This is a genomic window from Lactobacillus isalae (assembly GCF_947539375.1).
GTDB lineage: Bacteria > Bacillota > Bacilli > Lactobacillales > Lactobacillaceae > Lactobacillus > Lactobacillus isalae.
In genome coordinates, this window is sequence record NZ_OX443569.1 from 80,810 (window position 1) to 90,816 (window position 10,007).

At 32.7% G+C, this 10,007-nt stretch carries 9 protein-coding genes and 1 pseudogene; 5 read left to right on the forward strand and 5 right to left on the reverse strand.

The window, feature by feature from the left end:
• The first annotated feature begins 38 nt into the window (after nucleotides 1-38).
• The 3 genes from QM512_RS00430 (at nucleotide 39) to QM512_RS00440 (ending at nucleotide 3,398) form a co-directional block, all read left to right on the forward strand.
• A complete protein-coding gene (locus tag QM512_RS00430; protein WP_282805602.1) occupies nucleotides 39-2,405 on the forward strand; it encodes an endonuclease MutS2 in 2,367 nt (788 codons plus the stop codon).
• 82 nt (nucleotides 2,406-2,487) lie between these two features.
• Nucleotides 2,488-2,799, forward strand: coding sequence for a thioredoxin (gene trxA, locus QM512_RS00435; RefSeq protein WP_282805603.1), 312 nt, complete (start codon nucleotides 2,488-2,490; stop codon nucleotides 2,797-2,799).
• A 116-nt stretch (nucleotides 2,800-2,915) separates the two neighbouring features.
• Nucleotides 2,916-3,398, forward strand: a complete 483-nt coding sequence (locus QM512_RS00440; protein ID WP_282805604.1) for a hypothetical protein — start codon at nucleotides 2,916-2,918, stop codon at nucleotides 3,396-3,398.
• Nucleotides 3,399-3,803: 405 nt separating this feature from the next.
• On the opposite strand, the pseudogene QM512_RS00445 reads toward QM512_RS00440, so the two are convergent.
• The 5 genes and pseudogenes from QM512_RS00445 to QM512_RS00465 form a co-directional block, all read right to left on the reverse strand.
• A pseudogene (locus tag QM512_RS00445) lies at nucleotides 3,804-4,664 on the reverse strand (ISL3 family transposase); the annotation flags it as partial.
• Between the two features lie 253 nt (nucleotides 4,665-4,917).
• Entirely contained in the window at nucleotides 4,918-5,514 is a 597-nt protein-coding gene (locus QM512_RS00450; RefSeq protein WP_282805605.1) for a TetR/AcrR family transcriptional regulator, read from the reverse strand.
• Between the two features lie 21 nt (nucleotides 5,515-5,535).
• Nucleotides 5,536-6,873 (reverse strand): cupin domain-containing protein, encoded by a 1,338-nt coding sequence (locus tag QM512_RS00455; RefSeq protein ID WP_282805606.1) that lies wholly within the window; start codon nucleotides 6,871-6,873, stop codon nucleotides 5,536-5,538.
• Nucleotides 6,866-7,726 (reverse strand): SIR2 family NAD-dependent protein deacylase, encoded by an 861-nt coding sequence (locus QM512_RS00460; RefSeq protein ID WP_282805607.1) that lies wholly within the window; start codon nucleotides 7,724-7,726, stop codon nucleotides 6,866-6,868. The genes QM512_RS00455 and QM512_RS00460 overlap by 8 nt, the downstream gene beginning before the upstream one ends.
• Before the next feature lie 311 nt (nucleotides 7,727-8,037).
• Nucleotides 8,038-8,433 carry a YslB family protein gene (locus QM512_RS00465; protein ID WP_282805608.1) on the reverse strand — a complete coding sequence of 132 codons (396 nt, stop codon included), beginning with the start codon at nucleotides 8,431-8,433 and terminating at the stop codon, nucleotides 8,038-8,040.
• A gap of 95 nt (nucleotides 8,434-8,528) precedes the next feature.
• On the opposite strand from QM512_RS00465, the gene murI reads away from it, so the two are divergent.
• Both murI and QM512_RS00475 read left to right on the forward strand, forming a co-directional pair.
• The gene (murI, locus tag QM512_RS00470; protein ID WP_282805609.1) at nucleotides 8,529-9,326 is read left to right on the forward strand and encodes a glutamate racemase; all 798 of its coding nucleotides are present in this window, start codon (nucleotides 8,529-8,531) and stop codon (nucleotides 9,324-9,326) included.
• 3 nt (nucleotides 9,327-9,329) lie between these two features.
• Nucleotides 9,330-9,953: an XTP/dITP diphosphatase gene (locus QM512_RS00475; RefSeq protein ID WP_282805610.1), complete on the forward strand. Its 624-nt coding sequence runs from the start codon at nucleotides 9,330-9,332 to the stop codon at nucleotides 9,951-9,953.
• Nucleotides 9,954-10,007: the final 54 nt, after the last annotated feature.

Consider the following 10,007-nt stretch of genomic DNA (forward strand, 5'->3'; position numbering starts at 1 on the left):
TGGTCCCAATTATGGGACCTTTTTGCTAGGTGAAAGATATGAACTCTAAAATTATTGAAAAATTAGAATATAATCGCATAATTAGACAATTAAGTGACTTGGCAATTACAGCTCCTGCAAAGAGTCAGGCTATGAAATTAATGCCAAGTAGTAACTTTGATGAAGTAAAAAAATCAATTGATCAAACTAGAGTACTTTCTAATATCTTAAGAGTTAAAGGGCCAATGCCAATAACTGATTTTAAAGATGTGGGACCTAGTTTAAGGAGACTGAAAGTTAAGGCTAATTTGAATGGTGAAGAACTAGGAAATATTTTTCTAATCCTTAGCTTAGCTAAAGATGTTGATCAATTTACGTCCGATTTAGAAGAGCGTGAAATTGATACTCGTCCTATTGAAAAATATCTTAAGAATTTAGCAGTTTCAGAAGATTTGTTTAAAAAGTTAAACCAATCAATTGAATATGACGGAACCGTTAAAGATACAGCCTCATCGAAATTAATGCAGCTTCGCCATGATATTCAAAGCAATGAGACTGATATCAAGAATCATATGAATGACTATATCAGTGGAAAACATACTCAGTATTTGTCAGAAAATATTGTGACTATCAGAGATGGACGATATGTTTTACCAGTAAAACAGGAATATAAGAATAAGTTCGGTGGAGTTGTTCACGACCAGAGTGCTAGTGGACAGACTTTATTTGTGGAACCGCAAGCAGTTTTAGTACTTAATAATCGTCAGCAAAATTTGATGGCTCAGGAGCGTCAAGAAATTCACCGTATTTTAATTGAGTTATCAGAACTTGCTGGTATTTATCAAAAAGAGATTAAGAATAATGCAGTAGCTTTAACTCAACTAGACTTTTTAAGTGCTAAAAGTAAATTAGCTAAAGAAATGAAGGCTACAGAGCCTGTTTTAAATCAGGATCATGTTATTAAGTTAAGAAAAGCACGCCATCCATTGATTGACTCTAAAAAGGTAGTTCCAAATAATATTGAATTAGGAACTACTTTTGACACAATGTTAATTACAGGGCCAAACACTGGTGGTAAAACTATTACCTTAAAAACTTTAGGTTTGTTGCAATTAATGGCTCAAGCTGGTTTATTTATTACAGCTGAAGAAGGTAGTCAATTAACAGTCTTTAATGAAATCTATGCGGATATCGGGGACGAACAATCTATTGAGCAATCATTAAGTACTTTTTCATCACATATGGATCAAATTATTAAAATTATGAAAGATGTAACTGAAGATGATTTGGTATTAATTGATGAACTTGGTGCAGGTACTGACCCAGAAGAAGGTGCAAGCTTAGCGATTGCGATTTTAGATGATCTACGCCAAGCACAAGCTAAGATTGCGATTACTACTCACTATCCAGAGTTGAAACTTTATGGCTATAATCGCGATCGAACTACGAATGCATCAATGGAGTTTGATTTAAAGAAATTAGCTCCAACGTATCGCTTGAGAATTGGAATTCCTGGTCAGAGTAATGCTTTTGCGATTGCACATCAGCTCGGGATGAATGAAGCTGTAGTTAATAAGGCTAGAAGTTTGATGGATGATGAAGATAGTGATATTAATAGGATGATTGAGCGCTTAACTGAACAGACTAAGGCAGCTGAGCAACTTCATGAAACTTTAAAGCAAAACGTTGATCAAAGTATCACTCTTAAACGGCAACTTCAAAATGGACTTGATTGGTATAACCAGCAAGTACAAAAACAACTTGAAAAATCTCAAGAAAAAGCTGATGAATTGCTTGCTAAGAAGCGTCAAAAAGCTGATAAAATTATCAATGATCTTGAGCAGCAAAGAAGAGCTGGTGGTCAAGTTAGAACTAATAAGGTTATTGAAGCTAAAGGAGCTTTGAACAAGCTTGAGCGTGAAAATCAAAACTTGGCTAATAATAAAGTATTGCAACGGGAAAAGCGTCGTCATGATGTAAATGTAGGCGATAATGTAAAAGTTCTTTCATACGGTCAACAAGGTGTGATTACTAAAAAACTAGGTGACCATGAATTTGAAGTACAAATTGGTATTTTGAAGGTCAAGGTAACTGACCGCGATGTTGAAAAAGTTGCTGCCCAAACTAGCCAAAAGAAACCTGAAAAATCGGTTCGTTCTAGTCGTGGTCTTCGTTCTACTCGTGCAAGTAGCGAATTAGACTTGAGAGGACAACGCTACGAAGAAGCGTTAACTAATTTAGATAGATATCTTGATGCTTCATTATTAGCAGGTTTAAATACTGTTACAATTATTCATGGTATTGGAACTGGAGCGATTAGAAATGGAGTTCAGCAATACTTGAAGAGAAATCGTCATGTGAAAAGTTATAGCTATGCTCCAGCTAATCAAGGTGGAACTGGGGCAACAATAGTTCATTTGCAATAAGCAATATACTTGCAAAAAGTAAGTAGCTCTACTAAAATATACTTATAACTTAAAGAATTTAATTTTTTGTGAGGTAATAACTATGGTTGATGAAATTACAGATGCAACTTTTGATGAAGAAACTAGTGAAGGTGTTGTTTTAACAGATTTCTGGGCAACATGGTGTGGTCCATGTAAGATGCAATCACCAGTAATTGACCAACTTTCAGAAGAAATGGATGATGTAAAATTCACCAAAATGGATGTTGATCAAAACCAAGAAACTGCTCGTAATCTAGGAATTATGGCAATCCCAACTTTATTAATTAAAAAAGATGGTAAGATTGTTGACCGTTTAACTGGCTACACTCCTAAAGAAAAACTTGAACAAATTTTAGATCAATATACTGACTAATTTTATTAAATTAAAACTAAAATATCTGTTATAATAATCTTAGTCAAATATAAAGCGCGTATAAGAAATCAGCACATTTTTAGATGTGCTGATTTTTTTGTTTTTAGGAGGATACTATGGAATTTTATATGAAACTGCCACGTAATTTAAAAGAGAAGATACTATTTATGTTTATAGTATCTTTGATCTCTGTAAACATCATAGGACCAATAATTTCAATGATGGAAATTGGTTTTACGTTGGAAAATTATGTAATGACACTTCGAATTTTACCCTTCATTTGGGTTGCAGTTATTGTGTCTGTTATAATTGCTGAAAAGCCAGCAGCTTTTTTAAAGGACCAATTATTGGATCGAAAAGATAGTTTTAGTGCGCAAATTATTGTATTGACAATTTTTGATGTATTAATTATTTCCTTTTTGATGACTATTATCGGTTCTTGGATTGGGAGCAGAAAATTGAGTTGGGATCCCATTTTGAATTTTGGAAAAATTTGGCCACGTAATTTTGGAATAGCTTTATTTGTAGAAGCCCTTATTGCACAACCCTTTGCGAGAAAAGTATTAGAAATTAAACATACTACTGGGAAAAATAACTAAAAACTAAGGCTGTTTGTCAAACAACCTAAAGTAGGAGATGAATCATAACATGACGATGTTATGATTTACCTCTTATTTTTTTGTTTAAAATTAAGTTGAGGTTGAGGTCGACAACAGGAAAGAATTGATAATTCGTTTGTGTCAAAATGGCCCGTTAATATATTTTTCTTTTAAAGCTAGATTTAGGTTGTTGATCGTTAAGATCGTATTTTAGAAATTGAGTAAGTAAAATATATTAGCCTCAATAAATATTGTGAGGTGATCTTGTGAATTTTATAGGAATAGAGGTTAGCCAAGGTAAAAGTTATGCAACGCAAATAACTGATGAGTTTGAGAAAAGAACTTTTGCTTTTAATCATAATAAAAGTGGATTTAATGATTTATCTACTCACTTTACCTCGGATACTTGTTGAGCTTGTCATACTTCATGAGATAAAGCTCCCAGGTAGATTTTAATAGCTTATACTCACGGCTTTGCTTCTTAAAATGCTTCATAGTCTGAACTCATAAGCTATTAAAAGATCTGGTGAGCATTTGCACGATGTGAAAACGATCGATGACAATCTGAGCATTAGGAAATAGCTCTCTAGCCACGATTGGATAATAGCAGTTAAGATCCATGGTCACTATCTTAACCATAGCCCGAGCCTTCGGAGTAAACTTATAGAAGTAGCGCAAAATCTCAGGCTTAAAACACGTTCTAAGAATTTGGACTACTTGTTGAGAATCACCATCTAAGCAAATAAAGTGGAGCTTTTTGCCAACGCCTTTAAACTCATCAAAAGCTAAGTGCTCAGGAAAATGATCTAAATCATCGTAGAACTTAGAAGAACAAGATTCCAAGACTCTTTGAACCGTATTAACTGATAAGTTATGCTCTCGAGCAATACTAGTCATAGAACGATCTTCTGTAAGAGCGGCTAATACTTTACGTTTAGAATTATTAGAGATGTGGCAATATTTATTAACAAGGTTAGATTGAGCCATTGATCTTTTAAGGCAATTATTGCAGAGAACACGTTGCTGTCTAAGTCTGATAGTAATCGGCTTGCTAGCATCAGCAGTAATAAAGCGTACGTTAGAAGTATAGTGACCATTATGTTTAATATTATGAGAATGGCAATAAGGACAAGAAGACTGAATAAGTTCAGCTAAATAGACCTTATGAAATTTACCATCAATAAACTTTTTAAAATAATCAGTAAAAACAATGTTTTGATCTTCAATATCAAGAGAGAATTTAATATAATCGTTAAAAGAGGACATAGCACAAACTCTTAGTAAACTTAATTGAATTGGTCGAAGAAGGATTTTAAGTTAAGAGAGCTATGGCCTCTTTATTTATGCAATAAAAAATCCTGTCGATAGAATATCATAGATATCCATCAACAGGATTTATTATAGAGCCATTTTTTATTAATGCAGATTTGACGTGATTTTATATAAAATTACTAAAAAATTTAAAGGATTTGATCTTAAAAATTAAGTTATTTTTGAATTAATTGTATTGATAATTTTACTAATGTTTCTTTTTTAATTGTTGATACCCGGCCTTGGTAAACTGATTAAGTAATTGTACATCGTGAGCCCATTTTTCATTTTTCTTAAAATGGTTAGCACGATTAACAGCAAATGAGCCGTGAATTACATAAATAAATAACGTTTCTGCGTCTTCTGCATTTAGTCCAGTTTTCTCAATAATTGCAGGAATAACTTTATTACGTTCGTGTTTTATAATCCGTCCAATAATATATTCACTTAAGTCTGGATCCATTAAAAGCTTTTGATATTTATTTGTATCACCGACTCGTTGACATGCTGGTACTAAAGACTCATTTTTATTTAAGTAATCAAATGAATAGTTTTTATTATCTAAATTAAAAGTATTTTCATCAACTAAGAATAAGGCATCATCTAATACTGTATTTAAGACATCAGTAATAGATGAAAAATGTAAATAAAAAGTTGAACGAGTAATGTCAGCGTTGCGACAAATTTGTGTAATTGTAATTTTAGAGTAACCTTCTTCTTTAACCAGTTTTATAAAGGCATCTTTAATTACTTTAATTGTATATAAGGTTCTACGATCTGTTTTTCTCGTTTTATTTTCTGACATTAGCGGTCAAATCCAATCTTGTTATTCTTTTATAGATAAACGTTCAATAATTTTACTTTGATTTGGGAACAATTGTAGTAATTTCTCTTTTTTCGGAATAAAAATCTCACCATTGCTTCCACTAGGGATTTCAGTAGAAATTTGCGAGAAGCCTACACCATTATTATCTGTAGTTTCTATAGCAATAAAGGTCCCTGGATCAGCGTAAAAGCCATGAACTTCATTTTTACTTTTATCAAGTCCTAGTCTAACTTTATAGTATTGTCCATTTTGAGTAAAGCAATGCACAATAGCTGCATCTCCAATTGAGTACATGAAAGATTGACCGTACTTAACGGTATGTAAATATGAAGGATGATCTTTATCGATAGTTAAATACATTGGAAAGCTTCCTGGACGAAAGCTTTGGTCGACCATGTAATTGGGATAAAAATTTTGTATTGCTTGTTCTTGCTTTTGAAGTTCTTGAGGAGAAGGGTTATTTTCTATATTTTTTTTGATAGGATCCTGTGTTTTAGCACCATAACTTTTACCGGTTAATATTTCTGTAAAAGCATCCCCAATTGTGGCTGAATAACCAATTGATCGATCTGCTATTAAGTCTGGAATTAACACTTCACCTTTATTAATTGTAATGTAGCGACTATTAGGATTGGCAGCTACTAATTGCATGCTTGGAGCCTTAATTAATTGATTTCTTGGGCCAATTCCTAGTTCAAGAATGAGTAATTTTTTATTCTCATATTTTTGAATAAACTTTTGAAAATTATTAACTTGGTGCTGATTAATTTGAAAATTATCGCCGGCCATATTTAAATCTAATGGTGAATTACATTGTTCGCATACTGGAATATCAGTTTCAGTTAGTTCTCCCGCTTGATCTTTTTCATATAATTCGTGAATTTTTGAAGCTAGATTATAGGTGCCATGATTTTCGGGATGTTCACTACATACTCCTTCAAGCCAATTTCCTTCAATTTCAAATAAATTATTAAATCCAGCTAAAGAAAAATGGTGATCAACATTTGATGTCCAAACAAAATAAGGCTTATCACCAACTATTTGTTTTAAGTTTTTCATATATACACTAGGTGTGTATTTGTTGCTGTAGTATTCAACAACTCTAGCAACTACGCGCCAGTAATCCAGCTTATTTGGGTACTGAAAAGCGAAAGCAGTTAATAGGTTAGGTAGATGATATTTTTCAATCAGTTCATTGCCTACTACATCTCTCAATTTTTGATTATTAGCAAATAGATTCAATCCTTCAGAAATAGAAAGACCATTGCTAGCTGTGATTAAAATTGCCTCTGCGTCGTTTAACCATTTTTTTGCTAGTTCAGCAGCTTGTTTAGTCATTATTTTCTCCTTTCATTTTTTCACTGGCTTCTTTAAGGACATTGTTGATATCATCGCTAATCAATAGTGATCGATCCTTAATTACGGGATTAGTTAAAGCATCTTTAGGATTTACATTAATATAGAAAGAGTTTTTTAGATATTTAGTCATTTCCCAAAATGGTTCTTGAATAAACATTGGAGTCATTCTACCAACACCTAATTCTAAGAACAGTATTTTTTCATCACGGTGATTAGACATAAAATTATTCCATTTTTGGTGTTCTTCATAGTATTTTTTTCCTTCTAAAAATTCAGGACTACGTGCCCACGGAATTAATTCAGAGTCGTTGATATCACTTCTTGGAATAAGATTAGTTGGTAGACGATGATCTTTAACTTGTGGTAATAACTTTTCAACTAGCGTTTTTGTATCATATAATTTTTGATCAGTAGTAGTATCAGAAGCTTGATAATAATCCCATGAACCTTGAATTTCACTTACTTGATCGTTAGAAAAGAATTTTTTAAATAAGGTATCTTGATTAGTAGTTACAAAATGAGCAGGCTTATTTTTAATTAAAGATTTTAAATATTCATAGGTAGGCTTTTGTGGTGGAATAGTTGAAATCATCTTAATCGCTTCAAGCATAAAAGCCCAGTGTTCTTCTTTAGAGTCAAACTTATTATAAAATCCATTGAAGATACCATTGAAATGATATTTATCATGGAAGTATTTCATATGTTTCATAAATAAAGGACTTGCGGAATACCAAAAATCCATTCCAGCAGCATTTGACATACCACTGCCTGCACCGACTATAATTGCATCAGCCTTTTTTACTTGGGCGACAAGTTCATCAGTCTTATTCATGTTTTACCTCAATTCTAGATATAGTGTTTGTTTTCATACAATTTGTATTGAACTTTGATTGATTATAGGAGCATGATAATTTGTAATAAAGAACAACTTGCCACAATTTGTACAATAAAAAACACTTAAGCAAAAGTGTCTCGAACTTTTTACTTAAGTATGGATAAAAGCTGATGCATATAAATAAGCCTGCTATTGTTAAATATTTGATTTTTTAATTAGAGTTAAAATCTAAAATTTATTAATATTTAGAGATATAAAAAAGCGCCTAATTTAGGCGCTTTTTTATATTGATTAAAATCATTAAATGATTAATCAGATTGAGCTGTAATTTGAACGACATGTTTTTTAGTGACCGTAGCTGACGCTTCAGTAGGTGTACCATTTTGTCTTTCTAAACACTCTGCAATAATTCCACTTTCAAGAGAAAATTCATCGCTTTGACTGTCTAGTCTATCAGTAACAACTTGTCCAGAAAGTTCAAAAACTGCAGTATGTTTGCGATCTTTAAGAACTTTTAAGGTGCCAAATTGAGCCATGTCAAAGAATTCAATTAAGTCATCGATCTCTGATAAGTCATATTTGCGACTAACGTGTTTACCTGCCCAGTAAAGAATTTCTTTATCTTCGCTACCTAGAATAGTTGGCAAGATAAAGTCGCGATATAATGAATTTAAAAAATAAAGATGTTCGTTTGTATGTTCCATGCTTTCATTTCCTTTTGTCTTCTATAACATTTTAACTTAAAATAGGTGAAGGAGAAAAGAAAATTTAATCATCATTTGTTTAAAGGGGTTTTTTGATGGATAATCGACCAATTGGAGTTTTAGATTCGGGTTTAGGTGGTTTAACGGTTTTAAAAAAAGTAATTGAAAAAATGCCTAATGAATCAACTATTTTTATTGGTGATCAGGCTAATATGCCTTATGGCGATCGCTCAAAAGAAGAAATTATTTCTTTGACTCGCGACAGTGTAAACTTCCTCTTAAGTAAAGATGTAAAAATCATTATTTTTGGCTGTAATACTGCCACTGCTGTAGCAATGTCTACTATTCAAAAAGAAGTTCCATTGCAAATCATTGGAGTGGTTCAATCTGGTGCATTAGCTGCAGCCAGAACTACAGAAAGTAAAAATGTGGCTGTAATTGGAACTAATGCAACGATTGATAGTCATTCCTATTTAAAAGAAATTCAATATCGTGATCCAGAAATTAAAGTAAGTGAATTTGCTCAACCCAGATTAGCGCCTTTAGCTGAAGCAGATCCAGCTGAAGATATTAAAAGGGCAGTTGTTAATGAAAGTTTAACACCATTAAAAGATGCAGATTACGACACTCTTGTTTTAGGATGTACACATTATCCTTTACTAAGAGAAGAAATTGTAGCAGTGGTTGGTCAAGATAAAAAAATTGTTGATCCAGCTGATCAAGTGGCACAATATACTTATAATGTTTTACAACGTGATAATTTATTTTCAGCAGATTCTGATACTAAACATGAATATTACACTACAGGCGAAGCAAAGAAGTTTACTGAAATTACGCGTCAATGGATGAATGATGATACAATTATCGGTCACCATGTAAATGCTGAGGATTAAAAAATGGATACTTTATTATTTGCAACTAACAATAAGAATAAGGCTAAGGAAGTTGAAGAAGCTTTACGAAAGAATAACTTTCCGATTCATGTGATTACTAATCAAGATTTAACTGATCCGCCGCATGTTTTAGAAACTGGAACAACATTTTTGGCTAATGCTAAGCTAAAGGCCCATAAAATGGCAGAGTTCAGTAATTTACCAACTCTTGCTGATGATTCAGGTCTATCAGTTGATAAGTTAAATGGTGCTCCAGGCGTGTACTCGGCTCGCTATGGTGGTGAGGCACATAATGATGCTTTAAACAATGCAAAGTTATTAGCTGAATTAGGTGGCGTTCCACGAGAAAAAAGGCAGGCTACTTTCCACACTACAATGGTCGTTTCATGGCCAGGGAGATTTGATGATGATTTGGTAACTCAAGGAGAAATCCGTGGTGAAATTTTAACTTATCCTAAAGGACAAGGAAATTTTGGATATGATCCACTTTTCTTTGTTCCTGATAAGGGAAAAACATTTGCTGAAATGACAGTAGATGAAAAAAACGCTATTTCTCATCGGGGACAAGCATTAAAAAAATTACTTGCTGAATTACCTAGCTGGTGGCAAAAAATGGAAAGTAAATAAATATTAGTAACTGCTTTGAGACTTAATTCTGATATTTTATTGGGATTAAGTCTT

Bases quoted from the DNA above. Each gene is read 5' to 3' on its own strand.
- murI (WP_282805609.1), top strand. From the start codon at position 8,529: ATGGATAATCGACCAATTGGAGTTTTAGATTCGGGTTTAGGTGGTTTA.
- QM512_RS00430 (WP_282805602.1), top strand. From the start codon at position 39: ATGAACTCTAAAATTATTGAAAAATTAGAATATAATCGCATAATTAGA.
- QM512_RS00460 (WP_282805607.1), bottom strand. From the start codon at position 7,726: ATGAATAAGACTGATGAACTTGTCGCCCAAGTAAAAAAGGCTGATGCA.
- QM512_RS00465 (WP_282805608.1), bottom strand. From the start codon at position 8,433: ATGGAACATACAAACGAACATCTTTATTTTTTAAATTCATTATATCGC.
- trxA (WP_282805603.1), top strand. From the start codon at position 2,488: ATGGTTGATGAAATTACAGATGCAACTTTTGATGAAGAAACTAGTGAA.
- QM512_RS00440 (WP_282805604.1), top strand. From the start codon at position 2,916: ATGGAATTTTATATGAAACTGCCACGTAATTTAAAAGAGAAGATACTA.
- QM512_RS00450 (WP_282805605.1), bottom strand. From the start codon at position 5,514: ATGTCAGAAAATAAAACGAGAAAAACAGATCGTAGAACCTTATATACA.
- QM512_RS00455 (WP_282805606.1), bottom strand. From the start codon at position 6,873: ATGACTAAACAAGCTGCTGAACTAGCAAAAAAATGGTTAAACGACGCA.
- QM512_RS00475 (WP_282805610.1), top strand. From the start codon at position 9,330: ATGGATACTTTATTATTTGCAACTAACAATAAGAATAAGGCTAAGGAA.